This is a genomic window from Paenibacillus jepli (assembly GCF_047238105.1).
GTDB lineage: Bacteria > Bacillota > Bacilli > Paenibacillales > Paenibacillaceae > Paenibacillus_D.
The window spans coordinates 6,968,855-6,995,732 of the sequence record NZ_JBDFMD010000001.1 but is presented as its reverse complement, the minus strand read 5'-3'; the positions used below and the strand labels follow the sequence as shown (position 1 = coordinate 6,995,732).

General features: G+C 57.7%; 24 protein-coding genes and 1 other annotated feature. Of the genes, 6 read left to right on the top strand and 18 right to left on the bottom strand.

The genetic code is table 11. The features are described 5' to 3' along the window. Positions 1 to 28 precede the first annotated feature (28 nt). Positions 29 to 2,113 (bottom strand): class 1b ribonucleoside-diphosphate reductase subunit alpha, encoded by a 2,085-nt coding sequence (gene nrdE / locus ABC336_RS30005; RefSeq protein WP_413242157.1) that lies wholly within the window; start codon positions 2,111 to 2,113, stop codon positions 29 to 31. Further along, the gene (gene nrdI, locus ABC336_RS30000) at positions 2,100 to 2,459 is read right to left on the bottom strand and encodes a class Ib ribonucleoside-diphosphate reductase assembly flavoprotein NrdI (protein WP_413242647.1); all 360 of its coding nucleotides are present in this window, start codon (positions 2,457 to 2,459) and stop codon (positions 2,100 to 2,102) included. Before nrdI ends, nrdE begins: the two co-directional genes overlap by 14 nt. Positions 2,460 to 2,788: 329 nt before the next feature. Between nrdI and ABC336_RS29995 the strand changes: the two genes are divergently transcribed. Beyond that, positions 2,789 to 3,700: an SDR family oxidoreductase gene (locus tag ABC336_RS29995; protein ID WP_413242156.1), complete on the top strand. Its 912-nt coding sequence runs from the start codon at positions 2,789 to 2,791 to the stop codon at positions 3,698 to 3,700. A gap of 176 nt (positions 3,701 to 3,876) precedes the next feature. Here the strand turns inward: ABC336_RS29995 and ABC336_RS29990 are convergent, their stop codons facing one another. From ABC336_RS29990 to modA, 4 genes are all read right to left on the bottom strand, one after another. Beyond that, positions 3,877 to 5,121, bottom strand: coding sequence for an aminopeptidase (locus ABC336_RS29990; RefSeq protein WP_413242646.1), 1,245 nt, complete (start codon positions 5,119 to 5,121; stop codon positions 3,877 to 3,879). A gap of 852 nt (positions 5,122 to 5,973) precedes the next feature. Continuing rightward, entirely contained in the window at positions 5,974 to 6,537 is a 564-nt protein-coding gene (locus ABC336_RS29985) for a hypothetical protein (protein WP_413242155.1), read from the bottom strand. A 75-nt stretch (positions 6,538 to 6,612) separates the two neighbouring features. Then, positions 6,613 to 7,278, bottom strand: coding sequence for a molybdate ABC transporter permease subunit (gene modB, locus ABC336_RS29980; protein ID WP_413242645.1), 666 nt, complete (start codon positions 7,276 to 7,278; stop codon positions 6,613 to 6,615). A 2-nt stretch (positions 7,279 to 7,280) separates the two neighbouring features. Further along, positions 7,281 to 8,099 (bottom strand): molybdate ABC transporter substrate-binding protein, encoded by an 819-nt coding sequence (modA, locus tag ABC336_RS29975; RefSeq protein ID WP_413242154.1) that lies wholly within the window; start codon positions 8,097 to 8,099, stop codon positions 7,281 to 7,283. A gap of 121 nt (positions 8,100 to 8,220) precedes the next feature. On the opposite strand from modA, the gene ABC336_RS29970 reads away from it, so the two are divergent. After that, positions 8,221 to 9,159: a substrate-binding domain-containing protein gene (locus tag ABC336_RS29970; RefSeq protein WP_413242153.1), complete on the top strand. Its 939-nt coding sequence runs from the start codon at positions 8,221 to 8,223 to the stop codon at positions 9,157 to 9,159. 10 nt (positions 9,160 to 9,169) lie between these two features. On the opposite strand, the gene argS is transcribed toward ABC336_RS29970, so the two are convergent. Beyond that, positions 9,170 to 10,897, bottom strand: coding sequence for an arginine--tRNA ligase (gene argS, locus ABC336_RS29965; RefSeq protein ID WP_413242152.1), 1,728 nt, complete (start codon positions 10,895 to 10,897; stop codon positions 9,170 to 9,172). Between the two features lie 46 nt (positions 10,898 to 10,943). Continuing rightward, positions 10,944 to 11,165, bottom strand: a binding site (T-box leader). A gap of 166 nt (positions 11,166 to 11,331) precedes the next feature. Between argS and ABC336_RS29960 the strand changes: the two genes are divergently transcribed. Continuing rightward, positions 11,332 to 11,544, top strand: a complete 213-nt coding sequence (locus tag ABC336_RS29960) for a hypothetical protein (protein ID WP_413242151.1) — start codon at positions 11,332 to 11,334, stop codon at positions 11,542 to 11,544. A 48-nt stretch (positions 11,545 to 11,592) separates the two neighbouring features. Here ABC336_RS29960 and ABC336_RS29955 read toward each other — a convergent pair whose 3' ends face one another. Next, complete coding sequence (locus ABC336_RS29955; RefSeq protein ID WP_413242150.1) at positions 11,593 to 12,153, bottom strand: SLOG family protein; 561 nt, start codon at positions 12,151 to 12,153, stop codon at positions 11,593 to 11,595. A gap of 192 nt (positions 12,154 to 12,345) precedes the next feature. Between ABC336_RS29955 and ABC336_RS29950 the strand changes: the two genes are divergently transcribed. Continuing rightward, positions 12,346 to 13,908 carry a stalk domain-containing protein gene (locus tag ABC336_RS29950; RefSeq protein ID WP_413242149.1) on the top strand — a complete coding sequence of 521 codons (1,563 nt, stop codon included), beginning with the start codon at positions 12,346 to 12,348 and terminating at the stop codon, positions 13,906 to 13,908. A 68-nt stretch (positions 13,909 to 13,976) separates the two neighbouring features. Here ABC336_RS29950 and ABC336_RS29945 read toward each other — a convergent pair whose 3' ends face one another. The 6 genes from ABC336_RS29945 to ABC336_RS29920 all read right to left on the bottom strand — a co-directional run bounded on the left by ABC336_RS29945 (position 13,977) and on the right by ABC336_RS29920 (position 20,825). After that, positions 13,977 to 14,708, bottom strand: coding sequence for an ABC transporter ATP-binding protein (locus ABC336_RS29945; RefSeq protein WP_413242148.1), 732 nt, complete (start codon positions 14,706 to 14,708; stop codon positions 13,977 to 13,979). After that, positions 14,705 to 16,357: an ABC transporter permease gene (locus ABC336_RS29940; protein ID WP_413242147.1), complete on the bottom strand. Its 1,653-nt coding sequence runs from the start codon at positions 16,355 to 16,357 to the stop codon at positions 14,705 to 14,707. Before ABC336_RS29940 ends, ABC336_RS29945 begins: the two co-directional genes overlap by 4 nt. A 3-nt stretch (positions 16,358 to 16,360) precedes the next feature. After that, positions 16,361 to 17,491 carry a Fe(3+) ABC transporter substrate-binding protein gene (locus tag ABC336_RS29935; protein ID WP_413242146.1) on the bottom strand — a complete coding sequence of 377 codons (1,131 nt, stop codon included), beginning with the start codon at positions 17,489 to 17,491 and terminating at the stop codon, positions 16,361 to 16,363. Positions 17,492 to 17,674: 183 nt separating this feature from the next. Beyond that, positions 17,675 to 18,715: an extracellular solute-binding protein gene (locus ABC336_RS29930; protein ID WP_413242145.1), complete on the bottom strand. Its 1,041-nt coding sequence runs from the start codon at positions 18,713 to 18,715 to the stop codon at positions 17,675 to 17,677. Further along, the gene (locus ABC336_RS29925) at positions 18,712 to 20,160 is read right to left on the bottom strand and encodes a sensor histidine kinase (protein WP_413242144.1); all 1,449 of its coding nucleotides are present in this window, start codon (positions 20,158 to 20,160) and stop codon (positions 18,712 to 18,714) included. The genes ABC336_RS29930 and ABC336_RS29925 overlap by 4 nt, the downstream gene beginning before the upstream one ends. Continuing rightward, complete coding sequence (locus ABC336_RS29920; protein ID WP_413242143.1) at positions 20,157 to 20,825, bottom strand: response regulator transcription factor; 669 nt, start codon at positions 20,823 to 20,825, stop codon at positions 20,157 to 20,159. The genes ABC336_RS29925 and ABC336_RS29920 overlap by 4 nt, the downstream gene beginning before the upstream one ends. 272 nt (positions 20,826 to 21,097) lie before the next feature. Between ABC336_RS29920 and ABC336_RS29915 the strand changes: the two genes are divergently transcribed. Continuing rightward, positions 21,098 to 21,748 carry a universal stress protein gene (locus tag ABC336_RS29915; RefSeq protein WP_413242142.1) on the top strand — a complete coding sequence of 217 codons (651 nt, stop codon included), beginning with the start codon at positions 21,098 to 21,100 and terminating at the stop codon, positions 21,746 to 21,748. 72 nt (positions 21,749 to 21,820) lie between these two features. Here ABC336_RS29915 and deoC read toward each other — a convergent pair whose 3' ends face one another. The 4 genes from deoC to ABC336_RS29895 form a co-directional block, all read right to left on the bottom strand. Next, the gene (gene deoC / locus ABC336_RS29910; RefSeq protein ID WP_413242644.1) at positions 21,821 to 22,477 is read right to left on the bottom strand and encodes a deoxyribose-phosphate aldolase; all 657 of its coding nucleotides are present in this window, start codon (positions 22,475 to 22,477) and stop codon (positions 21,821 to 21,823) included. A 162-nt stretch (positions 22,478 to 22,639) separates the two neighbouring features. Further along, positions 22,640 to 23,572, bottom strand: a complete 933-nt coding sequence (gene pyrB, locus ABC336_RS29905) for an aspartate carbamoyltransferase (protein ID WP_413242141.1) — start codon at positions 23,570 to 23,572, stop codon at positions 22,640 to 22,642. A 149-nt stretch (positions 23,573 to 23,721) separates the two neighbouring features. Continuing rightward, on the bottom strand, positions 23,722 to 24,321 hold the full coding sequence (locus ABC336_RS29900) for a nitroreductase family protein (RefSeq protein WP_413242140.1): 600 nt from the start codon (positions 24,319 to 24,321) through the stop codon (positions 23,722 to 23,724). Positions 24,322 to 24,416: 95 nt separating this feature from the next. Continuing rightward, positions 24,417 to 24,725 (bottom strand): hypothetical protein, encoded by a 309-nt coding sequence (locus tag ABC336_RS29895; RefSeq protein ID WP_413242139.1) that lies wholly within the window; start codon positions 24,723 to 24,725, stop codon positions 24,417 to 24,419. Between the two features lie 259 nt (positions 24,726 to 24,984). Between ABC336_RS29895 and ABC336_RS29890 the strand changes: the two genes are divergently transcribed. After that, entirely contained in the window at positions 24,985 to 26,856 is a 1,872-nt protein-coding gene (locus tag ABC336_RS29890; RefSeq protein WP_413242138.1) for an SLC13 family permease, read from the top strand. The last annotated feature ends 22 nt before the right edge of the window (positions 26,857 to 26,878 follow it).

Here is a 26,878-nt window from a genome sequence, read left to right as displayed (position 1 = left end):
CTCCTTCCGCTATCGCTGCCGGTTCTGATCAGACCGAACAGCTGATGCATTCCTCGACGGACAGACGGTTCGTCCGGGTATAATACAGCGACTTCAGCCCCTTGCGCGCCGCATAGACATAGTATCGGGCCAGCTGGCGTGTCGTCACGTCGCTGTTGACATGCAGGACGGTAGAGATGCCTTGGTCGATGTGTTCCTGGATCTCGGCGATCAGGTCAAGCACCTTGAACTGGTTCATCTGGTAAGCCGATTTATAATAGAAGAAGTTCTCCGGGCTCATGTATGGCATTGGATAATAAGTCGTCGAGTTCGCATAGGTCCGCGTCTCGATCTGCTGCGTGATCGGCATGACGCTCGATGTCGCGTTCTGTACATAAGAGATGCTTTGCGTCGGTGCAATGGCCAATCTGTAGGCATGATACAGACCGTGTCTCGCCACGTCCGCAGCCAGACTCGCCCACTCGGCCGGTCCCGGCAGCGCCATGCCCTCGAACAGTTGTTGTACTCGCGGCGAGACCGGGCGGTAATCCACCGACTCATACCGTGTGAAGTACGAACCGTCCGCATAGTCGGACAACTCGAAGCCAGCAAAGCGGACTCCGGTATCCCGGGCGATGTGCATGCTCTTCTCCAGCGAGTAGTAGTTCATGGCCATGAAGAAGGCACGGGCAAATTCCTTGGCCTCATCGCTCTCATAGGCGATCCGGTTCTTGGTCAGATAGCCGTGCAGGTTCATCGCACCGAGACCGACCGAGTGCAGCTCGCGGTTGGCTTTGGCGACGCCCGGCGCATTGGCTACCGTGGTCATGTCGCTCACCGCGGTCAGCGCCAGCATGCCTTCGTGGACGGACTCGCGAATTCGGCGGCCCTCCATCACATTGACGATATTGAGCGAAGCCAGATTGCAGCTAATGTCGCGGCGGATGATATCCTCGATGCCGTGATCATTGATCGTCGACGTCTCCTGCAGCTGGAAGATCTCCGTGCACAGATTGGACATCTTGACCGGCCCGATCTTGCCCAGTGCATGGCCTTTATTGGCGTTGCTCCGGTTCATAATGTACGGATAACCAGACTCCAACTGTACCATCGCGATCCGGGTCAGCATATCGCGGGCGCTCATGACCGGCTTCTTGCGTACGCGGTCGTCTGCCATCAGCTTGTCGTACATCTCATCCATGTCCATGTCGTCCATGTGGATGCCGTAGGCCTGGAAGACGCTGTAAGGGGCGAATACGTGCAGCATCTCGTTCGCTTCGGCGAGCTTGTAGAACCGGTCCGGGACGATGAGGCCGATCGACAGCGTCTTGAGCCGGGTCTTCTCGTCGGCATTGATTTTCTTGCTGTCGAGGAACTCCAGGAGATCCCACCCGAAGATGTTGTAATAGCCCGCACCAGAGCCTTTGCGCTGGCCCATCTGGTCGGCGTAAGAGAAAGCGTCCTCCAGCAGCTTCAGCACCGGCATGATGCCCTTGGCTGCGTCTTCGACGCCTTTGATGCTCTCGCCCCGCCCTCTCAGTTTGGAGAGGTTGACTGCGACACCGCCGCCGATCTTGGAGAGCTGCAAGCATGTGCCCAACACATAGTTGATCGAGTTGAGCGCATCATCCATCTCCAGCAGGAAGCAGGAGACCATCTCGCCGCGCCGGCTCTTGCCTGCATTGAGGAAGGTCGGCGTCGCCGGCTGCAGCCGCTGCTCCATCATCGAGACCGCGAGCGTACGGGCTGTTGCGGCGTTGCCCCTGCCCAGGTGCAGCGCGACTGCGGCGACCCGGTCGGCGAAGTGCTCCAGATATTGCGAGCGGTTATTGGACTTTACCGCATAATCCGTATAGAACTTGGAAGCGGCCATGTAAGACTGGAACCGGAATGGATGCGATGCCGTGAGTTCAAATACACCGAGCACATCCTCAGTTGCATACTTCGCATAGAAATCCTCGTAATAATCGTTCTCAATCATATAGTCAAGCTTGGCGGCCGTATTCGGGAAGCTGACGCTCCTGCGCGCCACTTCTTCCATAAACGCATCGACCGCCTCACGATCCTTATCCAGTTGGAAAAATCCGCTGGCATCGCGTTTCATTAGCAGGTTATTCAATTCAATGTGCAGCAACGCGATTCACCTCCGATTCAAAACTTAGGATGTCTTGGCGAGTGCCGGAGAGTTCGAATTTGCCGATGATCGGGACGCGGTACTGCTGGGCGATCAGATCGGCGCTGCGGGCAAAGTTCGCCCCCCAGTTGCGGTTGCCGCTGGCGGCAACGCCCCGCATCAGATGGAAGTTGCGCTTCAGAAACGCGCTCACCCGCTCGGGGATCTGGCCGAATCCTGTCGTATAGGTAACAAGCAGAAACGGCTCGTCGATCGTCATCTGCTCCTCGATCTGAACCGCCCGCAAGTTCAATCTATTAATAAATCGCTTGACATTACCCGTCTTCGAATCATAGGCAATCAGCATCTTCTTCATCCCTCTCTCCAGGCTTGTTTCCACCTTTTTACTCAATATGTAGTGTTCGCTTAAATAATTTATAACAATATATAGACAAAGTCAATCGGATCGAAACACAAATTGTTGGGGATATGTAAAAATGGGCATGCCACATCTGGAGCTTCATCGCTTCCCGCATACCATATCTGGCGTCATGCAAGGGCTGGCGGCGTTCTTGAAAAAACAGACTTATAGATTTTCAGGTTCAATATTTTTTTTCGACAGATATAAGACATACGTTGTCATAATGATGACCTACAATTAGTTCGAGACCAAAGCTTAAACGGAGGGTGATGTCAATGAAAGATTTGCAGGGAAAAGTGGCGCTCGTAGCCGGAGGCACTCGGGGGGCGGGAAGAGGAATCGCTGTGGAGCTCGGAGCCGCGGGGGCGACTGTATACGTCACAGGGAGAACGACTCGCAGCATGCGTTCGGAGTATAACCGTCCCGAGACGATCGAGGAGACTGCAGAGCTAGTGACGGCAGCCGGCGGGGTCGGGATCGCCGTTCAGGTCGACCATCTGATCCATGAACAGGTGCAGGCGCTGGTGGAGCGGATCGACCGCGAGCAGGGAAGGCTCGATATCCTGGTCAATGATATCTGGGGCGGTGAAAATCTCGCGCAATGGAATACGCCCGTATGGGAACATTCCCTGCAAGGAGGGCTGCGGATGCTGGAGTTGGCCATCGACACCCATCTGATCACGAGCCACTATGCCTTGCCGCTTCTCATCCGCAAGCCCGGCGGTTTGCTAGTAGAGATGACCGACGGCACAGCAGAGTACAATCAGGCGAATTATCGACTGTCCGTCTTCTATGATCTGGCCAAAACGTCGGTCACCCGGATGGCATGGGGATTGTCCAAAGAACTGGAGCCTTATGGCTGTACTGCCGTTTCATTGACACCCGGCTGGATGCGTTCCGAGATCATGCTGGACCACTTCGGAGTAACGGAGGACAACTGGCAGGAGGCTTGCCAAAAGGAGCCGCACTTCGTCATTTCGGAGACGCCGCGCTTCGTCGGGAGGGCAGTTCGTGCTCTGGCCGCCGATCCGGATGTCCGTCGCTGGCAAGGCCAGTCCCTCTCGAGCAGCGGTCTGGCCCAGTTTTATGGCTTCGACGATGTCGACGGATCCCGGCCGGACTGTTGGCGGTATCTGCGCGAAATCCAGGAAGCCGGCAAGCCCGCCGACGCAACCGGCTACCGCTGAGCGGAGCCGGCGGGTTGCTGCGTATCATTTATAACGGATACCCAAAAGGCTGGACGGAAAACGTTATGTTTCTCGCCCAGCCATTTGGTTTTGGAGACTTGTCGGACAGCCCCTATGCCTGCTGTTTATCTGTTCGCTGTGCAGCTTGGATCCTTGCCTCTAGTGCCTCTCGCGCCTCAGCCCTCGGCCCAGTTGCCATCCCGGAAGATCGGCTCGGACGTGCCGTCCGGCAGGATGCCGTCGATGCGGAGCGCCGCCGAACCGATCATGAAGTCGACATGGATCAGCGACCGGTTCGCGCCGGCAGCCGCCAGCTCCTCCGGCGTCATCGCAGCGCCGCCTTCCAGGTTGACGGGGTAGGCCTGACCCAGTGCAAGATGGCAGGAGGCATTCTCGTCGAACAAGGTGTTGTAGAAGATGATGCCGGAGTTGCTGATCGGCGAGTCGTGAGGCACGAGCGCTACCTCACCGATCCGGCCAGCCCCTTCATCTGCAGCCAGCAGCTGAGCGAGCACCTCATAGCCCTGCTCGGCCTGGAAGTCAACCACTTTGCCTTCCTTGAAGGTGAGCGAGAAGCGGTCGACGAGCTGGCCGTTGTAATTGAGCGGCTTGGTGCTGCGGACGGTGCCACTCACCTCGTCCTTATGAGGCATCGTGAACACTTCCTCGGTCGGCATATTCGGATTGAAGTCGTCGCCCTTGGCATTGGCCTTCGAACCGCCCAGCCACACATGGCCTTCCGGCAGGCCGATCGTCAGATCCGTCCCCTCCCCATGGTAACGCAGCTCCTTGTACCGCTTGGCGTTCAGCAGATCGACACGCTCCCTCAACCGCTTGTTATGCTTTTTCCATGCCGCTACCGGGTTGCCGGCATCCAGTCGGGTCGCTTCGATGATCCGCTGCCACAGCTGCTGCTCGGCTTCCTGGACAGGCAGCTCCGGATAGACCTTGGCCGCCCATTCGGGAGTCGCATAAGAGATCAGTGTCCAGGCGTTGGCGTGGTTCATCAGCTTGCTGCGGTATTTCTGCAGCGCCTGCGATGCTGCCTTGATCGTCTCCCCTACTCGCCGTGGATCGATATCGCCCGTCAGCAGATCCGGGTTGGGCGCATAGATCGTGACGAACGCCGCCCCGTTCTCCGCGTATTCCTCCCATGCACCCGCCCGCCACATCGGGTACTCGGACAGCGACTCCTCCGGCGCATGCTTGTACTTGACCAGAGACAGCTCCTCGTCATTATATTCGACATGGACGTTGTGCGCGCCGGCTTCGTACGCGGCCACCGCGATCTGCCGGGCCAGTCTGGCTGCCGAGATCGGCGCCATGACGACTACCGTCTGACCGGGCTGCACATTGACGCCGATCATGACGATCAGCTCCGCATAGTCCATGATTTGTTTGTCCGTTGGCAACAATTTCATCATCCTCCTTCGGTAATCCCGCGCATTCACCATCCATTATAGGCTTTTATTGCCTGCAAACTCAAATGGCAGCGGGATGACGCGTGATGGCCGACTGGAGCGCATGGTTGAGACCATTATTTCCTCTTCGTTTCCATCCAATATGAAATTTCGTACTCGATTGGCCGATTTTCCGAGAAATGGCGCAACGAGTATGATTTTTCGTGTTCATTTTACGATTATAGCGCCATTAGCCAAAATGAATATGTTTTTTCGAGTTTGTTCTAGAGAAATAAAATAAAAAACCGCCACGCCCGACCGAAGTCGAAACGTGGCGGCTCCTGTGCCGCCTGATCGGGGCGGCGCCGGTACCCGTGGCGCTAGTCATTCATTGATCCGCATCCCGCGCCTCTGCCGAGCTCTGATCTCTAGAGATCGGCAGATCGGGTAAGGGACGCGTTCAACATGTGATTAGAAATGTTGACGCACCTCCTTTCCTGATAACAAGAACTATAGCACACAAATGGCCCATGCGCCACTATATTTTCGGAATGTTCAGAAAACATGTCCCGAGCATAGGACAGGGTTCCCGAGCCCGGAACCAGGGAAGGGACAGCCATGCCCTTCCCTGGTGATGGCTGATCGCAACCGGCGTCTCCAACGAACTCCGACCGACCGTTGTCTGCAGCAGCTCGGAGATTAATGACGTTAAACATCATTGTCTTGCCAGACCCGCTGAGCCCCGTGTCCGCCCAGTGCTCGCCCTCCCGGAACTGACAGTTGACATCCTACAGGATCGATTCCCGTCTCTCTCTCTCCCAGCTACATCTTCCGATTGGATGACCGGTGCTCTCATGGGCGTGCAACCTCCCGTTACGACGATCTACGGAGCCTGCGCAAGATCATCAGGACCCCCAGTGCGACCAGCAAAAGTCCGCCAACTGCGGTTCCCCATACGATGACGGGCTGCCACTCGCTGAATCGGCTCTGCAGATCGACCTCGACGGTCGGCACCTTCCCTTCGCCCAGCAGCGCTATATCCTCCATGGCTCTGGGCGAATCCGCAGCAGCCGAGCGACCACAGGCGATCACCATCTGATCCTCGCCGGACAGCTCCGTGTAGAGCAGGTAAGTCCGCTCCTCCTCGAACGGGAACATGCAGCTCGACCAGCCCGTATAGACGATCACCTGCGTCGTCTCAACGCCCTTCCATGCCCGGTCTACCTCCAGGATTACGGCGTCGTAGCCGTAATCGCGGGTGGGCTGCTTGGCGATATCCAGCACCGTGCCGGTAAACACCGCGCTCGCCTGCTCAAGCGCAGTCTGAACCTCTGGCGGCGGCCCGCAGTCGCACGCCTGCGCCGGAGACGGACGCACAACCATGAGCAGGGGCAGCATGGTCAGGAGTACCAATGCCGCTATGTGTCCTCTTCGCAACTCTCTCACCTCCACCCACATCTTCACTTTCGGCATTGTAGCATGACTTGCGCCAGAAGTATATTCCAGCAGGTTTTAGGTGCGGCGCGACAGCTGCGGCGTGATCAACAGCAATCCGAAGGAGATGACGACGATGGAGACCGTCCAGGCCCAGGCCATCGGATAATTGCCCGACTCCACCGCCACATAGATGGCGGTAGGCAGCGTCTGAGTTTTGCCGGGGATGTTGCCGGCGATCATCAGCGTCGCACCGAACTCCCCGAGCGCTCTGGCAAAGGCGAGGATATAGGCCGTGAGCAGCGAACGCCAGGCGAGCGGCAGCGAGATATAGCGGAACACCTGCCAGGCATTCGCTCCCGTCGAGCGGGCGGCATCCTCGAGATGGCGGTCGACAGAAAGGAAACCGGTCTTCATCGTCTGGTATACGAGTGGGAAAGCGACCACGACTGCTGCGATAACCGCAGCCCACCAGGAGAAGACGATCGGCGCGGACAGCAGCCACTCCGCCGCCCGGCCGATCCAGCTGTTGCGGCCCAGCGACACTAACAGCAAGAAGCCGACGACGGTGGGCGGCAGCACCAGGGGCAGCAGGAACAGCGTCTCCAGCACGATCCGGCCTCGGAAACGCGCCCGGCTCATCCACCAGGCGACAGCCACGCCGAGTGCCAGTGTCAGGATGCTGGCCAGCAAAGCCACCTGCAAGGATAACCGGATCGGTATCCAGTAAGCGCTCCAATCCATCGTCATGATGCGGATCCGAACCCATGCTTCTCAAAAATCGCCACTGTGCCATCCGTCTGCAGATAATCATAGAGCGCCCGGGCCTGCTCGGGATGGCTGCTCCCGGCAATCAAGCCCATCGGATAAATGACCGGGGGATACGCACGTTCTTCCGCTGCAAAGGCAATCTTCACATGATCTGACGAGAGTGCATCCGTACGGTAGACGAAGCCTGCGTCGGCATTGCCGGTCTCGACGTATTGCAGCACGCTCCGTACATCCTTGGCCTGCACGAGCTTGGGCTGCAACGCTTCCCACAGCCCGGCCGATTCCAGCGCGGCTTTGGCATACTCGCCTGCCGGAACGCTCTCCGGTATGCCAATCGCGATGTGCCGCACGGGCTCGCTCTGCAGATCCACCAGCTCCGTCACCGCTTGTTGATCCGCGGGGACGACGACGACCAGCTCATTCTTGAGCAGATCGGTATAATTGTTCCCCTTAATCATGCCCTTCTGCACCAGCTCACTGATATGCTTCGGCGCGGCCGAGATGAACAGATCGGCGGGCGCCCCCTGCTCGATCTGCTGCTGCAGCGCACCGGAAGCGGCAAAGTTAAACAGAAGCTTGATATTGTCGTGGTCAGCCTCAAACTGCTTCTGCAGCTCCATCAGCGCATCCTTCAGGCTTGCGGCCGCAGATATGGTCAGCTCCACGGTCATCTGATTATCCGTCTCCGTCTGCCCGGAAGCTCCGCCTGTATCTGTACCGGTATTGCCGTTATCCGGATCTGCCCCGCAGCCCGCCAACAGGATGACGATGGCGAGCAGCATAACGGTCACCATCCCTCCGATGCTTCTGGTCCTCACCGCTTTCACGCGATCACTTACCTTTCAAGATATAATTGGTTATAATCAAACATAACTAAACATCATTATCTTAACTGAAAGGAAGTGCTTCGGCAACATGGAGCAGGGAATGTCCTATACGACGGAGGAAATCGCCAAGCTGCTGAAAGTATCCAAGCTGACCGTCTATGATCTGATCAAAAAAGGTGACCTGCCTTCCTATAAAGTAGGCAAGCAGATGCGGGTGGATGCTTCGGATCTGGAGGCTTACAAGCAGCGGACCCGGCTGCCGAGTCCAGCATCCGGCGCCCCGACTCAGGACATGCCCCCCGCTGGCACGCAGCCAGCCGGTTCGCTCGTTATCACCGGCCAGGATGTCAGCCTGGACATCCTGGCCGCGCATCTGGCCAAAGCAGCGCCCCAGCTGCGTCCGCTGCGCAGCTACGTAGGCAGTCTGGACTCGCTGCTCGCGCTCTACCGCGGCGAGAGCGATATCGTCAGCACCCATCTGCTGGACGGTGATACCGGCGAGTACAATCTTCCCTATATCCGACGTATCCTGGTCAACGACGCTTATCTTGTCGTGCATCTGTTGGCGCGCCAGGCGGGTCTATATGTCGCCCGCGGCAATCCCAAGTCGCTAACCGGCTGGGCCGACCTGGCCAAGCCGGGGCTAAAGCTCCTCAATCGTGAGCGCGGCGCCGGCGCGCGCGTCCTGCTCGATGAGCAGCTGCGCCTGCACGGGATCGACCGTCGCGCGCTCCAGGGCTATGACGAGGAGCAGCCCAGTCATCTCGCCGTTGCCGCGCGTGTCGCCGAAGGCCTGGCCGATGTCGGGATCGGCATCGAGAAGGCGGCTGCCATCATCGGCGACGCCGTCACCTTCATTCCCCTGATCACCGAACGTTACGATCTGGTTATGCGCAAGCAGCCGGGACGGACAGCATGGCAGGAAAACGTGCTGGCAGTCCTGCGCTCGCCGGAGTTCCGCCGCGAGCTCGCTGCGATCGCCGGGTACGACGTGTCGGATACCGGCAAGGTGCTGCTCGAGACTTGAGCGCCAGCAGCTATATCTCTTTCGGCGACGCGAGACCGATCAGGTAGAGTCCGGTCTTCAGCGTGCGGGCTGTCGCCCGTACCAGCCGGATCCTTGCTTCTCTGACGGCGCCCGTCGCCGTGAAGACCGGGCAATGATGATAAAAATGGTTGAAAGCCTGGGCGAGCTCGATTAGCGTTCTGCTCACAATGGAAGGCTCCAGCTTGTGCTCCGCCTGAGCGATCCGCTCTGGAAACCGTTGCAGGAGTTTGAGCAGCACCCATGCCGACTCGTCGGTCAAATGCGCGGCAGGCTCTTCATTACTTTTCACCTGTTCGTCCGCTGAACCTCTTCTCTCATTGCCCGCTCTCTGCAGCAAACGGCAGGCTCGGGCAAAGGTATATTGCACATAAGGTCCCGTCTCCCCTTCAAAGTTAAGCACATGCTCCCAGTCGAAGGCCACGTCATGCATCCGGCTGCGGCTCAGATCATGGAATATCACCGCCCCCACGCCTACGGCCCTGGCAGCTATTCTCCGTTCGTCTGTCATCTGCGGATCTCTCGCTGCCATGATTGTCTCCGTCTTGTGCACCGCTTGGCGCAGCACGTCCTCCAGACGGACTACATTGCCCTTTCTTGTCGATAGCCCCTCTCCCTGGAAGCTGATCCTACCGAATGGAACATGCACCAGCTCGTCTGCCCAGTCGCAGCCCATGCGTTCGATGACTTTGAACCACTGCTGGAAGTGCAGGCTTTGGGAGTAATCCGTCACATAAATAAGCTTACTGCTGTTGTAGCGATGCTTGCGGTATATCGCCGCCGTGATGTCTCTGGTCGGATACAGCGAGCTGCCGTCAGACTTGAGCATGAGCACCGGCGGCATGCTATATTCATCCAGGCGGACAACCTGAGCGCCGTCATCTTCTTCCAGCAGTCCTTGCTTCTTCAGTTGCTGGAGCACTGCGTTCAGCTTCTCGTTGTAGAAGCTTTCTCCCGTATAGGCGTCAAAGCGGATGCCAAGCAGCTCATAGATGGATTGGAAGGCTTCCAGACTGATCTCCACAAACCATTTCCAGCGATCACGAACCGCAGGCTCTCCCTTTTCCAGACGTACAAACCATGCTCTCGCTTCCTCTTCCAGCTCTGGAGCGCTTTCGGCTTCTTCATGGAAGCGGACATAGAGCCGCAGCAGCTCCTCCATCCCGCCGCTGGCAATGCGGTCTTCGTTTCCCCAATGCTCGTAAGCAGCGAGCAGCTTGCCGAACTGCGTCCCCCAGTCACCCAGATGATTGACTCCGACACATGTATAGCCTCTGAACGCGAGGATCCGGTAGAGTGACTGGCCGATCACAGTAGAGCGCAAGTGGGCGATGTGAAACGGCTTGGCGATATTGGGCGAAGAGTAATCGATAACGACCGTCTGGCCGTTACCGGCATCTGCGGAGCCATAGGCGGCTCCCATCCCCTCCATCTCTTCCAGCAGCTTAACGGCAAACCGTTCCCGATTCAAATAAATGTTGAGATACCCGGATACCGCGCGCGCCTCGACGATGAACTCATCCTTCAGGATACCTGCCAACTTATCGGCGATCTGCTGAGGCGGGCGCCGCAGCTGCTTGCTCAGTTTGAAGCAAGGCAGCGATAAGTCGCCATGTCCCGGATCTGCAGGAAGTTCAAGCATCCCCTCAATCTGCTGCGCGTCAACACCCTCCATGTGCCCAGCTAACGCAGCGGCGATATGCTCGGTCATATTGTTCATAAGCCAACCCTCCTATAGAAAATAAAAAAGCTCCCGTCTCCATAAACATAGAGACGAGAGCTATTCCTCCCGCGGTACCACTCTAAGTGACAGCCGATCACGTCTGTCCACTCCAGGGCTTGTAACGGCGCCTTGCCGGATCTGCCTACTGCGATTTCGGCAGACCATCTCACGGGTCCGTTCCATCCTGGCTTCCGTACCGATTCCCACCTGCCCCGGCTCGCTGCGACTCTCAGCCATGATGTACTATCCCGATCCATGATATTCGTGCATATGATTAGCTTATTTTATACTTCATTCTGGCAAGCGATGTCAAGTAAATTCAGGAATGTTGTTGTCACCTCCGGCGATTTAAGGTACCTTTAAAGGAGGAACGGAATCTGTCTCCGGAGGATTTGTCCGCCGGAATCATCGAGAATTGGAGCGTATGTCAGATGAGAAAATATAATTTTATGCGACCTATTCTATTGCTCGCGGTAGCTTTCTTCGTCTATAATGCCGTGTCCTCCCTATGTATCCTTGCCTTCGGGATGACGCCGGAGACGGCGGAGAATTATGCGTTCGTCGCCATGATGATCAGCGTCATCATCGCTTTTACCCGGATGCGCCGGGTCCAGCGCAACCAGGCCGGCGACAAACCGTCCTGAGCAAGAGCTTCCAGGGGCGGCTTGCAAGCGCTATTAATGGAACAGCTGCTACTCCTGGTAGCTGTTCCAATGCGCTTCGTCGGCCAGGCTCTGCACTTCCTCTGCCGTAATCAGATAATAGCCGTAGCCGTCCCGTTCATGCTTGCGCCACGCCCGTTGCTTGATGAACCTGGGACTAGCCTCTCCCCGTTCCTCGTCATAAAAGAGCAGGATGCCGTCCGACTTGCGCATCAGCAGGTCGTCGCGAGCGGATAGCTGCCATGTCCCTTGGTAAGGCTGCCGGCTCACCAGCCCGTAATAATCGACCTCCTTCACCAACTCCCTGTAGTACGTCTGTTTCTCCTCTTTCCAGTTCGCCTCCGGGTTCTCGTACGCCGCCAGAATCGAAACCTTCAAGTGAGGGTACGTGCTGCGCATCCCGATGACGACCTCGCACGCCCACAGGTCCACGCCGTATTGACCGGGCGTCAGCACCCATTCCAGCCCATCCTCGACCAGCGGGATCAGCCTCGCTTCGATGGCTTGCTTGATAAAGGAGATACCGGGATGCTTGTCGTCATAAATATTCAGTTCGTGGGCTCGGTAGCCCGTCACCAGCAGATTTTTCATCGGTTCCTTCCTTCAAGCCGGCCGCCCGCCTGGCGGACGATCATCAGTATTTCTAACAGTGTAGCGCGGGCGGCTGACATTTGCAAAAAAAATGCCCCCTAACGCGGAACTTTTGCAGTGAGCCTTGCGTCTATACCTTCGCATGGTAAATCCTGTTCTTCCATCCAATTGATCTCAAGGAGCGATGCACTAGTGAAACACCCATGGACGAGGACATGCCTGACAGTAGGATTGGCGCTATCGATCTTCGCCGGCTCGGCAGCGGCTGAGACCGCCCCCGGTTATCGCAGCTACACGGACCACTCATTGATCAAGCAGGACGGTACATATTGGACATGGGGCAGTCTGCAGCCCGTGCCAGTCCAGATCCACGGATTGGGGAATGTCGCAGCCGTTTATAACTTTGGTCGTGATCAAGACCGTAACGGATCGATGTATTATGTGAATTCCCTGATCCAGCTGGCCGACGGCACCGTACAGTATGCCGATTCCCTGAAGGCCGGGCAGCAGCCCCAGCTGACCGCCCTTCCCCATTTGGACAACCTGAAGCAGGTGCTCATCAGGCCTGATCTATTGCTGGTCGTTGATGGAAAAAATCGGCTGCATCTTATCCCCAACCGCGAGTACAGTATCACGCTTTCCGCTCTGCAGTCGAGCACTCCGCTGCCAGGAATAGAGGATGTTGACCAAGTCAGCATATACGAAGAATGGAACGGCACAAGATACGATCGAATGCTGGTCGTCCTCAAGACAGATGGTTCGGTATGGCGTGGCCTCACAACGACACAGGGTGCCGAGCTCGCCCGTATTCCCGGCATCGAGGATGCCACGAAGCTTGAGGGCTATTATGCGTTGACAAGAAACGGCGAACTTCATACATGGAACATCCGCACGCGAGAAGCTTCCGTATCAGCCGGCGCGCCAGCCGTCCGGGTCCCGATCAATAAGAGCCTGCGCTCGTTCGACACCTTTTACTTCGGCAATCTGGCCGTTGACACCGAGGGCGCCCTCTGGTTCTGGGGACGGACCGTTACCGGCGTCTCCGACGGTACCACGCTGCATGAGCAGCCGACGCCGATACGCTTCTCTCAGCTGTCCAATGTCCGGGAGGCCTATATCGCTGAACGCACCTTGTTTGCGTTGACCGAGCAGGGAGAGCTCTACCACACGTCCCTTTATCGAGAATCGATGCCGGCTAATGCCAAATTCGAGCTGCTATCAGACAATGTGCGCAGCGTAGAAGCCGGCGGCAGACATATCATCTTCGAGAAGTCAGACGGCAGCCTCTGGGGCTGGGGCGTCAACAAATGGGCCGAGCTCGGTGTCGGGGACTTCGAGTTCATGTACAACCGCCCTGTGCAGATGCACAAGCCGATTACGGTGAGCTTGAACAATGAGCCGGTGCCGCTCAGCAGCGGCGCCATCCTGCGCGGCGATCAGGCGTTCATCCCGCTGCGCTCCGTCTTCGAGCAGCTCGGCGCCAGCCTGGTGTGGAATCATGACACGAAAGAGGTGGCGATCAGCCGCGATGCCGATGCCGCCGGTGACGCCGTTCAGATCCAGATCCGCTATAACAGCGGCGAAGTGATCATGGGGGATCAGCCGGTCACGCTCCCGGCACAGCCATTCATTATCCAAGGCGTCTCTTATCTGCCGCTTCGTTTCGTCAGCGAAGCGCTCGGCGCCCAAGTGCACTGGTCTGCCGCCGACCGCTCGGTCAGCATCATTCACCCGCCTGTGTCTGGCAGCAGATAACAGCCGAATACAGACAGAAGCCTCCACAACTAAGCTGTGGAGGCTTTCTTTGTCATAGGACGAGACGCTCATACCTGTACGGAAACCCTTCCCGCCGGACGCCCGGCGGATGTCTCCCGCCCCTCTTCGGCGACCGCTGCCGTACCTTCCAGCCATTGCCCGTCTGCTACACGCAATGTCCGGTCGCAGATCGCCGCCACATCCTCCTCGTCATGCGAGACGAGCAGACAAGAGATGCCGCTGCTCTGCAGGATAGCCCTTAACTCACTGCGGATCGACTGCTTGAGCGCGGTATCCAGACTGCTGAACGGTTCGTCCATCAGGAGCAGCTCCGGACCCGGCGCCAAGGCCCGGGCCAGCGCGACCCGCTGCTGCTGACCGCCGCTCAGCTCGTGGGGATAACGCCTGGCGTACTCCGCCATCCGGGTCAGCTCCAGCATCTCTGCTACGCGGCTTCTGCGCTCGCTGCGGCTAAGCCGGTGCAGACCGAAGGCGATATTGTCCGCAACTTTTAGATGCGGGAACAAGGCATAATCCTGGAAGACCATCCCTACATTGCGCTCGGCCGGCGCCAACTCGGTCTGCGCGCCGGACAACAGACGGTCGCCGAGGCGGATCTCCCCCTGCTCGGGCGTCTCCAGTCCGGCTATCAGGCGCAGCAGCGTACTCTTGCCGCTGCCGCTGGCCCCCAGGATGCCGACGATCTCGCCGTGGTTCATGGTCATGGACACATTTTCCAGGATTCGGGGCCGCTGTCGCTCATAGCGGTAAGTCAAACCCTGTATGACAAGCTTGCTCATCGTCTCCTCCCTTTCTCCACACGCAGTACGATAAACACGGACAACAGGCTTAACCCGACCAGCAGCAGCGACGGCAGCGCCGCCTCGTAGATGCGTTCATCAATCGCATAGATATAAGCCCGGGTCGCCAGCGTATCAAAGTTAAATGGTCTCAACAGCAACGTAAGCGGCAGCTCCTTGACGATCTCGATAAAGGTTAAAGCGAAGCCGGAGAGTATCGCATTCCTGAGCAGCGGCAGCTCGACCCTCCGAAAGGCGCTCCCCTGTTTGTGTCCAAGCGTGTGTGCCGCTTCGGTATACGAACGGGGGATTTTGTCATAGCCGGCCTCGACGGCATTGTAGCCCGTGGCCATGAAACGGACGACATACCCCGCAAGGAGCATAGCCAGCGACAGACTAAGTATGAGCGCTCCCGCTTCCCTGCCCAGCCAGACATACAGCGGCGAGAGCAGCTCGTCCAGGCCGATAAACACAGCCAATACTCCGATCGCTATAATCGCACCGGGAATCGCGTAGCCGGCTGTCATCAGCCGCGATAGCGCGTAGGCTCCGGTATGCGCCAGCATCCGCACGCTCTTGGCAGACAGCACAGCGAGCGCCATGACGATCAAGGTTGCCCAAGCGGCACCGGTCAGCGTGTTGAGGATCAGCTCCGCAAAATCACCGCGCCATACATTGCTGTAAGTCCAGGACGACCACTGGACAAGCTGCCCCACAGGCAGCAAGAACCCCAGGACGAATACAAGCGTGCAGAGTGCTGTAGCCGAGACCGCTGCCAGACCTTGCAGTCTGACAGGCTGCAGCGGCTTGCTGCGGCTGCTGAGAGCGCCATAGCGCCGGCCTTGTCGGAGCAGTCGCTCGGCGATGAAGATAGCGACGATGATGACCAGCAGCCAGGCCGCCAGCCGCATCGCCGAATCGATATCGTACATGCCGAACCACGTCTGGAAGATCGCGGTCGAGATCGTCTGGACGCCGAAGTAGCTGGCGACGCCATAGTCGCTCAGCACTTCAAAGGTGACCAGCATGAGACCGGCGATGATCGCCGGCCGGGCGAGCGGCAGCACGACCCGCAGGAACAACCCCGGCCCGCTGCGTCCGAGCAGTCTCCCATTCTCGATATAGGAGCCGCTCTGTCTCTCCAGGTACGTGCGCATGAGCAGGAACACATAGGGATACAGGAACAAGGTCAGGGTAAAGACCGCTCCCCGTGTCGAACTGAGCTCGATCATACCGTGAGGCAGACGGATGTCAAACTGGTTGCGCAATGTCGACTGGATAATCCCGGTATAGCTGGTCATCGTGCCATAAGTATAAGCGGCGATATATGGCGGCACAGCAAGCGGCAGCAGGAGCGCCCACCGGAAGAAGCGGCGCAGCGGGAAGGTGTAGCCCACCACCAGCCATGCCAGGAGCACGCCGATCAGCGTAGCCAGCCCCCCAGTCGTCAACACGAGCTTCGCCGAACCGATCACATAGTCGGTCAAGAGATAAGCCTTGACGGCTGCCCAGTTATCATTGACCGGTCGGAGCAGACCGGACATCACATAGAGAATGGGCAGCAGGATGACTGCTGCCCCGATCGTACTTGCGATTACCCAGACGTTCGTATATTTCCGTATGAATCGGTATCTGCGTTGAAGCTGCATGTCTTATTTCCAGCCTGCCTTGTTTGCGATCTCGACCGCCTTCGGATTGTTCTCCCCGTATACGGCGAAATCGAGTTCCTGTCGTTTGAATTCGCCCCAGCTGGCGAGCAGCTCCGGCAGCTCTGCCTGCTGATTCACCGGAAATTCAAAGTTGGCTTGCGAGATCTTCTCCTGCGCTTCAGGCGCGGTCAGGAACTCCAGCAGCCGGACAGCGTTGTCCTTGTTCTTGCTGTGCTTGATGAGCCCGGCGCCGCTGATGTTGATATGCGTACCTGTCGTCTCCTGGTTCGGGAAGAAGACGCCTACCGCTTCCGCTACCTTCTTCTCTTCCGCATCGTCAGAGACGCTCATCTGTCCGACATAGTACGTATTCATAATCGCGACGTCGCCGGCGCCGGCTACGACAGCTTTGGCCTGGTCGCGGTCGCCGCCTTCCGGCTCGCGCGCCAGATTGGCCGCGATGCCGGCTGCCCACTGCTCGGCAGCCTCTTCGCCTTCCAGAGCAATCATCGACGCGAGCAGCGACTGGTTGTACAGGTTGGTGGAGGAACGCACCAGCACTCTGCCCTGCCATTCGTCTTCCGCCAGCGCTTCGTAGGTGGACAGCTCCGCCGGATCGACCCGATCCTTGGCGTAGACGATGACGCGTGCCCGGGTCGAGAGACCGATCCACTCTTTGTCTGCATCCATCAGACCGGCTCCCACCTGCGCATCGATGACATCCGAGGCGATGGGCTGCAGGAGTCCTTCCACCTTGGCCGTATTGAGGATCCCCCCGTCCACGGTGATGAACAGATCGGCCGGCGTGCTTGCGCCTTCGCGCTTCAGCTTCTCGATCAGCTCGGGCGCCTTGCCCTCGATGACATTGACCTTGATGCCTGTCTCCGCCGTAAATGCTTCATAGAGCTGCGCATCCACATCGTAATGACGGGCCGTGTAGATATTGACTTCTCCCCCGGTTTGCGTCTCTTCTGGCGCTGGCGTGTCAGCGGCGCCTGCCGCGGATTGAGCCGCCGGCTCTTGCGGAGTATTGCTTCCATTGCCGTTGCCGCTGCCGCCTCCGCATCCGGCGACGAGTGCGAGCGTCAGGATGATCCCGACTGCTATGTACCATTTTTTCCAACTAGCTTGCATAACTAGATGCCTCCTTGATTGTTCTCAGCGCTCCGTACCACTCATTCAAGATGAGGTTAATTCTCATTCTCAACCTTTTTGATAATGAGTATCGTTATCAACGCTTGTGATCTCATATCCCAGTATAGCTAACGAAAATGAGAATTTGCTGTGAGAAACCAAGAAATTTGCGCTAACGCTATCTCAATCCCATCCGGTCCCTTCCACAAGCGCCGCCGCTTCAACCTGCAATTCGCCGAGCAGGTCATAATCCAGCGCTTGGGGCTGCAGCTCTCCCCATTCCCGCAGGACAGTCGGCATGTCTGCCAGCGGATGTACGGGATACTCATAACTGAGTGCACTGAGCATCGACTGTCCTTCCTGACTGGTCATGAACTCGATCAGCCTGGTCGCCCCGGAAGGATTGGGAGCATGCTTCAGCAGACCGATGCCGCTCAGATTGACGTGGGTGCCTCCGCTCGCCGCATCCGGAAATACAATCCCAAGTCTGCTGGCAGCGATACGCTGCTCGCGGTGCTCGGAAGCGAGCATCTGGCCAATATAGTACGTGTTCATGAGGCTCACGTCTCCGACTCCATCAGCCAATAAGAGCGCTTGCTCGCGGTCACCTCCTGCCGGTGCGCCAGCAAGATTGCTGGCGATGCCCTCAGCCCATTCCCGGGCCGCGTCCTCCCCTTCCTGGCCGATCATCGAGGCCATCAGCGACAGATTGTACTGGTTAGCCGACGAACGCATGACAACCCGCCCGCGCCATTGCTCATCCGCCAAATCCCGGTAGGTGCGCAGCCGGTCTCGATCCACCCGCTCCCGGTCATAGACGATCACTCTGGCTCTGGCCGCCAGCCCGACCCATTGTCCATCTGCGTCACGCCAGCGGGCGGGCACTTGCTCCTCGATCGCCGCAGACTGGACACGCTGCAGGATGCCGTCCCGCTTGGCCTGGGCCATCGCAGCTACATCGACAGTGACGAACAGATCGCCGCCCGTCGACTCGCCTTCGTGCCGCAACCGCTCCATCAGCTCTTGCGGGGTCCCCTTGACCTCAGTCACACGGATCCCGGTCTGTTCGGTAAAAGCTGCGTACAGCGCCTGATCTGCCGCGTAATGGCGCGATGTATAGACGGTGACTGTCTCCCCCTCCGCTCCCATGCCTGTTCCGCACCCCGCAAGTATGCTTGTTAGCAGAGCTGCGGCAGCCCATGAGATGACCTTGCGTTTGATCATGCCTTCTTCCCCCTGTCCATTGACCCGTCCGTGATCTGCTGCCGCGGCAGCTTCACAATAACAGATGTCCCCTTGCTTTCTTCACTGCGCGCGATGATAGAGCCGCCTGCCTGCTCTGTCAGTCGCTTCGCAATCGACAGACCGAGCCCTGTCCCCCGCATATCGCCGCTGCGCGCTTTGTCTGCACGGTAGAAGCGATCGAAGATAAATGGCAGATCGGCCTCCGAGATCCCGATGCCTTGATCGGCCACTTCCAGCTGCATCCCCCACGCTTCACCGGAGCAAGTGATCCGGATCGGGTTGCCGGCTGGAGAGTAGTTGGCCGCATTGTCCAGGAGGATGATCAGCAGCTGCTCCAGATGCTCTCCGGTGATCGTCAGCGACAAGCCGTTCAGGCCGGCAGCGGTTAATTCGAGCGGATGGGACAGATACACGTCCCGCACCTTGTGAAGGATGCTCTCCAAGGCTGCTCCGGCATCCTCCAGTCCATGGCCCCGCTCCGGCGGCAGCTCCTCGATTCGAGTCAGTGTCAGCAGCTCTTCGACCAGCCTGCGGAGTCTCGCGATCTCTTCTCCCGAAGCCTTCAGCGATTCCTGCAGCACCTCCGGATCCGATGCGCCCCAGCGTCGCAGCATGCTCAGATGACCTTCGACGATAGCAATCGGCGTACGCAGCTCATGTGAGGCGTCCTGCGTGAACTGGCGCTGCCGGTCAAACGAGCGTCCTACATCGTCCATCATCTCATTGAACATCAGCATCAGCGTATCCATCTCATCTCTGCTGCCGGTTACAGGCATCCTCTCCTGCCACCCCTCCTGGCGCACCTTGCGGATGGTCGTCGCCATCGCGCGCAGCGGCCTCAGCAGCAGGCCGGAGAGCCATGCTCCGCCAAGCGCGCTAAGCAATACGGCGCCAATACCGGTATAGAGCATCACTTGCCCGACGCTGCGGATAAGCAGCATCGACTCATCCGTCACCCTGACGATCTCAACCGTTCCCTGGAAGGCATGGATGACGATCGGCGCCGCAAGCACCATGTATCGGGATCCGTCTTCCGTATGGATCGACAGATCCGTCTCAGAAGTCACGGCCCCGGCACCCGCCTCCTCCGGCACGCCATGGGTCACCAGCGCCACAGCCATTCCCTCCTGGCTTACGATACGGATCAGTTGATCTCGCTCATTCATATGGCCGAGAGCCTGGCCCAGACCAGCGAGCTCAGCCTCCATGAAGCCGATCTCCCGCTCCAGGATATGGTTGAGCACCGTAGCCATGGTTGCGCGCATCGACCGCTCGTGGCGCGAGCTCATTGATTGTTCTATAGCCATATATAGCACGATATGATAGCAAGCAAAAATGATGATCAGCATCAATGCCGAGCCGGCCGTCAGCTTCCAGCGGATCGGCAGTCGCACCGCACCTAGTCGTCTGCTCAGCTTGCTCATCGCTTTAAGATGTATCCGATCCCGCGCAAGGTCTGGATGTAGCTGTCCGTCGCGTCCGGCGGGTCGATCTTGTTGCGCAGGTAACGGACATAGACATCGATGACGTTGGCATCGACCTCTGCGTCCAGCCCCCATACCTTATCCAGCAGCATCTCCCGCGAGAGGGCGCGGCCCGGATGCTGCATAAAAGCGGCGAGCAGATCGTATTCCCGCTTGGTCAGTTCGATCGTCTCGCCGCCCCGCTTGACGCTTCTTGCGCCCAGCTCCATCCGCAGCTCGTGGAAGACAAGCGCTTCCTGATCCTCCTCCTGCCTCCGGAACACGACCCGGATCCTCGCGAGCAGCTCTTCCATCGCAAAAGGCTTGGGTACATAATCGTCTGCTCCGATATCCAGACCCGACACCCGATCCGCCACGGCGTCTCTGGCGGAGATCATGACAACCGGGGTCCGTTTGATCGCCCGCAGACGCCGGCAGATCTCCAGGCCGTCTATACCCGGCAGCATGAGATCAAGCAGGATCAGATCCCACCGCTCGCCCAGCGCAGTCTCCAGTCCGGTCCTGCCGTCGTAAACGACGGCGACGTCGAAACCTTCATGCCGAAGCTCGAGCTCAAGAAACCGGGCCATATTTTTCTCATCTTCAATCAGGAGGATTCTTCTCATTGTACAGGTCCTTTCCGAGGAAAACGCTCTATCCTTCTTTCTTCATAGTCATTATAATGAGAATCTTTATCAATCACAACCTGTTTTCGTAAAAAACCAAGCGTTCCCATCTGTTTCACTAGCCGGATACCGGGGTAAAATGTCGGGAATCAGGTGTAACTTCGCCTTTTTTTTGACAAATTCGTATAAATTGGCGGACACCATTTGAAATTGCTTGCAAAATAGCGTAACTTAGAGGACAAAGGCGGCCCGAAAGGAGACATTTCGATTCAATGACTACAGAGAGTATAATGGTATGTGTGTATTATGGACCAACCGGAGAACGGCTGATTAAAAGGGGGATACGGCTCTCGCAGCTGCTGCATTGTCCACTGTACGTGCTGCGCGTAGACACCGTGCCTGACGAAGAGCTGGACATGGATGAAGTCCGTTATTTATCTGTCTGGCAACGGCTAGTGAAGGAAGCTGGCGGCGAATTCATCAACATCGAGTGCAAGGACCGAAAGATTGCGGATACGATCATCAAAGTCGCAGAAAAGAAAAATATCACGCAGCTGATCCTCGGCCAGTCCGGACAAACGCTGTGGCAGCAGATGACCAAAGGCTCCCTCGTCAACCATCTGCTCAACCGGGTAGGCGCGATCGACATCCATATCGTAGCCGTGAAGCGATCGAATGATCAGCTGGAAGAAACGCATGAGCTCGGGGTCAAGAGTTATCTCGTCCGCAGCGGCGATACGTTCCAGCTCAGCGAGACACCGACTGGCAAAGACGTTCGTGAAGGCGTATTCTTCAAAGATCTTCATACCGAATTTGACAGCGGCTTGTTCAAGCTGCAGGTTGACGGTTCGTATATCTATGTGAAGATCAATATGGGAAAAGTGACCGATCCGTCGGCGATTACCGGAAAAGTGAAAAAATAACGCAAACAAGCGTCCCGCATGCGTTACAACGCGAACGGGACGCTTTTATTTTGCTGCATGACACAACGCCAGTCAGTAGCCCTGGCCTTCGCCGCCTCTGACGATCTGCACGCCGGAGCTCGTACCGAGCCTGCTGGCGCCGGCTGCGATCATCGCCGCTGCCGCTGCCGCCGTACGGACCCCTCCGGAAGCCTTGACCCTGACCCGGCTGCCGGTGTACGCCTCCATCAACGCGACATCCTCGGCGGTAGCCCCGCCTTGTCCGAAGCCTGTCGACGTCTTGACGAAGTCGGCACCCGCCAGATCGGAGATGATGCTTGCAGTGATCTTTTCTTCTTCTGTCAGCGATCCTGTCTCCAGGATGACCTTGACGAGCGCCCTCCCCGCTGCCGCTTCGACAACGCTGCGGATATCCTTATAAACAGCAGCCAGCAGACCGGATTTCAACGCACCAACGTGGATCACCATGTCCAGCTCGGTTGCGCCCGCATCGATTGCAAGCAGCGATTCATATACTTTGACTCTGGTCGACACCGCCCCCAGCGGGAATCCGACCACTGTCGCTACGCCCACTCCGCTCTCATGCAGCAGCTCCGCAGCGAGCGATGTCCAGGCGCCGTTGACACATACTGCAGCAAACCGGTACATCCTGGCATCGTTGCACAGCTGGACGATCTCCTCGCGAGTAGCATCAGGTTTGAGCAGGGTGTGATCGATCAGTGAGGCCATCTCATGCTGCTCGTTCCCCCCGGTTGCATGCTGGTCGCTGGCGTCCGCATCTTCCACTTGATCGATAGGATGTACGCCTTGCTCTGTCAACAGTCGGATAACCTTCTCTCTCCAATGAGCCGCATCGGCTTGTCTGCTCATCTTGCAGTCACGCTCCCTTCATCATTGACTTTCGCCTTCGAGACACTGGTTGATCAGTGCCATGCGGATATACAATCCGTTCTGTGCCTGCCGGAAATAAGCGGCGCGCGGGTCGCTGTCCACGTCCGTCTCAATCTCGCCAGCCCGGGGCAGGGGATGCAGGATGAGCGCGTCCGGCCTCATCTGCTCCAGCAGCGGCCGGTCGATGATGTACTTGCCGGCAGCCAGCTCGTACTGCTCTATGGATGGGAAGCGTTCCTTCTGGATCCGTGTCTGATAAAAGACGTCTGCCCTGGATGCGGCACCCAGCAGATCACCGGTCTCTTCATAGCTGACGCCTTTCTCGTCGAGATAACGCTTGACGGTATCAGGGATGCGCGCGTTGGGAGGCGCGATGAATGTGATCCGGATCTGATCGTAATTGGCCAACAGATAACTTAGAGAGTGAACCGTCCGGCCATAGGTCAGATCCCCGATCATCGCGATATGAATCCCGTCGATCTCGCCGCGTTCCTTTTGGATCGTATACAGGTCCAGAAGCGCCTGGGTCGGATGCTCACCAGAGCCATCGCCGGCATTGATCACCGGCACGCCGGATACGCCGGCAGCGCGGTGGGCAGCGCCGACTTCCGTATGTCTCAGGACGATAAGATCGCAATAGCCGGAGACGACACGGATCGTGTCCTCCAGCGTCTCGCCTTTGATAGCCGAAGAGAATGCGGCGGCGTTCTCCGTGCCGATAACCCGCCCTCCCAGACGGTACATGGCTGACTCGAAGGATAGCCGGGTACGGGTACTGGCTTCAAAGAACAGCGAGCACATGATTTTGTCGGAGCGGATCAGCGAACCGCCAGTGTTCGCTATCGGCTCCATCATCGATGCGCTCTCGAACAGCCGCTGCAGCGACGCGCGGTCCATGGATTTGGATTCGATCATATGTAATAAACGACGCATAGTGAGGACCTCCTTGCAAGATATTTCCCGTCACCTGCACATTATAACGCAATCTGGGCGTGAGGAAAAACAGGAGTCCGTGCACCGTTTAGCGGATCTGGATTTATTCCAAAAGAAACCGTGTGCGTAACCGCACACGGTCGCAACGATTATTCGAACACTTTGAACCTTGACTCCACCGACTGAAAAGACTTCTCTCCCGGCTCGGCGGTCGGCTTGCCGAACGGCATCTGGGCGATCAGCTTCCAGGTCTCCGGCAGATCCCACTCCGCTGCCACCTGTTCATCGATCAGCGGATTGTAATGCTGCAGCGATGCGCCGTACCCGTGCAGTCGAAGCGCGGTCCAGACGACATACTGGTGCATCCCGGACGATTGCTCCGACCAGGTCGGGAAGCGGTCCTGGTAGGTAACGTATTGCTGCTGCATGCCCTGGATTACCGATTGATCCTCGAAGAACAGCACGGTGCCGTATCCGCCCTTGAAGGCATCCATCTTCTCTTGCGTAGAGGAGAACTGATCTGCCGGCACGACGGCGCGCAGCGTCTCCGTCGTAATCTCCCATAGCTTGTCATGCTGCTCGCCGAGCAGCAGTACAATACGCGCGCTCTGCGAGTTAAAGGCTGACGGGGTATGCAGCAGCGCTTCTTCGAGAATATTCTTCAGTTCGCTGTCGCTTCCTACCTGTTCCTTGCTGATGCCGTAGATGCTGCGACGTTTTTGGATGGCTTCCAGAAATGCCATGGCCATGGTATCCACTCCTTCTCATGATAGCGTCTGGAATAGATTACCCCCGAAGCCGCCCTTTTACACAACTCACGTGAGACGTTTCGCCCAAGACCTGCTCAATCCTTGGATTTGAACGTATAATCCTTCACTTCATCCAGGCGCTTCATCCGGGAATTGCCGATGGCCGGCCGGCTCTTCTCCCGGGGCACCGTCTCGCGGGCTATAGCTGACAGCATATCCGCATTGTGCTCGGCGAGCTCGACGAGATGTGCCAGCGCTGAGAGAATTGCGACTATGATCAGCGTGAGCAACAATACCAGCAAGTTCAACCATATCGGACTCTCTGCGATAATAAAAAGAAACAGGGTTAGCAAGCCTCCGGCGATTGCGGCCGCCCAGGCCAACCCCTTCAAGATCTGAGGCATTCGTGTCCTCTCCTTCCTCCAAAGCTGCGTAACCACAACCCTACCTCCGTTATGTTACATTGGTATCTAGTACGCAGCTATGGCGGGAAAGTTTCTGTGCCACCAATTCTGATCGGCGTTGTCCAGCGTTCGAAGCGGTTGACCTGCACGCAGAGTCCGTAATTAATGTCTTTAATTAATATCATTAACTGTAGGGCTATGTTCTTCGCGTGGCTGCCATGCTATAGTTGAAAGTAGAAATATATTGAAGGAGCAAGCTATGAATTCAGACATGATCTATACCCTCGTCATCCTCGCGGCGGCGGCTGCCCTGTTCATGAGCGGCAAAGTCCGTTCCGATCTGGTCGCCGTCTGCGCTCTGATCCTGCTGGTCACACTTGGCATATTGTCGCCTGGTGAAGCGCTCTCCGGCTTCTCCAATTCCGTAGTCATCATGATGATCGGACTGTTCATCGTAGGCGGCGGCATCTTCCAGACCGGTCTGGCCAAGATCGCCAGCGGCAAGCTGTTGAAGCTCTCCGGCACCAGCGAGACACGGCTGCTCATCACCGTCATCCTCTCGACTGCCCTGATGGGCGGGTTCGTCAGCAACACGGGGACAGTCGCCGTCATGCTGCCCATCGTCGTCAGCCTGGCTGCCGGCGCCGGGATCAGTCCCGGCCGCCTGCTGATGCCGCTGGCCTTCGCCAGCAGTCTCGGCGGCGCACTCACCCTGATCGGTACGCCGCCTAATATCGTCATCCGGGAGACGCTGATGAGCAACGGCTACGGCGAGCTGTCGTTCTTCTCCTATACTCCGATCGGTCTGGTCGCGCTGACAGCCGGAACTGTACTTATCGTCGTCCTGGGCAAGCTGCTCCTTCCCAAAACAAAAGCGGATGCTGGAGGCGGGGCTGGACAGGGACGCTCCCCTGCTGAACTGGAGAAGCGGTACCAGCTGGCGCAGAATCTGTTCCGAATGCAGGTCAGCGAAGCTTCGCCGATGATCGGCAAGTCGTTGCGGGAGCTGGATATCACTAACGAGTACCATGTACATATTATTGAACTTCGGCGCCGCACTTCCGGCGGCAACCCGTTCTTCAAGACGCTGGACCAGCAATCCGCAGGACCATCCACCGTGCTTCAAGCACAGGATATCGTCTACGTGTATGGCGAATTCGCGCAGGTGGAATCGCTGGCCGCATCTGGAGAGCTGCTGCTGCTGGATGCCAAGACTGCCGAGCAGACCGTGCCGCAGCAATCCGCCCCTTATGTCTCCAGCGAGATCGGGATCGCCGAGCTGCTGCTGCCTCCCGACTCCGGCTTGATCGGCCAGCTCGTCAAGGATACCGGGTTCAGGGAAACCTACGGAATCAATGTGCTGGGCATCCGCCGCAAAGAAGACTACAAGCTGCATCAGCTGAAGGATGAGAAAATCCGCTTCGGCGATGCCTTGCTCGTCCAGGGCAGCTGGAAGAGCATCAACCGGCTTGCCCGGGAGCACAGCGAAGTCGTCGTCGTCGGACAACCGCTTGAGGCGGCCGCCGCTGTCCCGATGAGCAGCAAAGCGCCCATCGCGGCTGCGATCATGCTGCTGATGGTGGTCCTGATGATCGTCGAGGTGTTCCCTGCGGTCATCTCGGTGATGATCGCGGCGGTCCTGATGATCGTCACCGGCTGTATCCGCAGCATGGAAGCCGCCTACAAGACAGTCAATTGGGAAAGCATCGTACTCATCGGCGGCATGATCCCGATGTCGATCGCGCTTGAGAATACCGGTGCGGCCTCTCTACTTTCCACGCAATTGGTCGAAAGTCTCGGCAGTCTAGGGCCGATGGTACTGCTTGCGGGAATTTACTTTACGACTTCCATCTTGACATTGTTCATCAGCAATACAGCCTGTGCAGTTCTATTCGCCCCGATCGCTCTCGCAGCAGCGGTGGGTATCGGGGTCAGTCCGGTACCGTTTATGTTTGCAGTATCTCTATCTGCCGGCATGTGCTTTGCCGTTCCATTCTCCACTCCGCCCAATGCATTGGTCATGACCGCCGGGCGTTATACATTCAAGGATTATGTCAAGCTGGGATTGCCTATCCAGTTGGCGCTCGGTGTCATCATCGTGCCGCTGTTGCCGCTGTTCTTTCCTTTCTAGAAGCGTGGTGAAAATTAGGCCT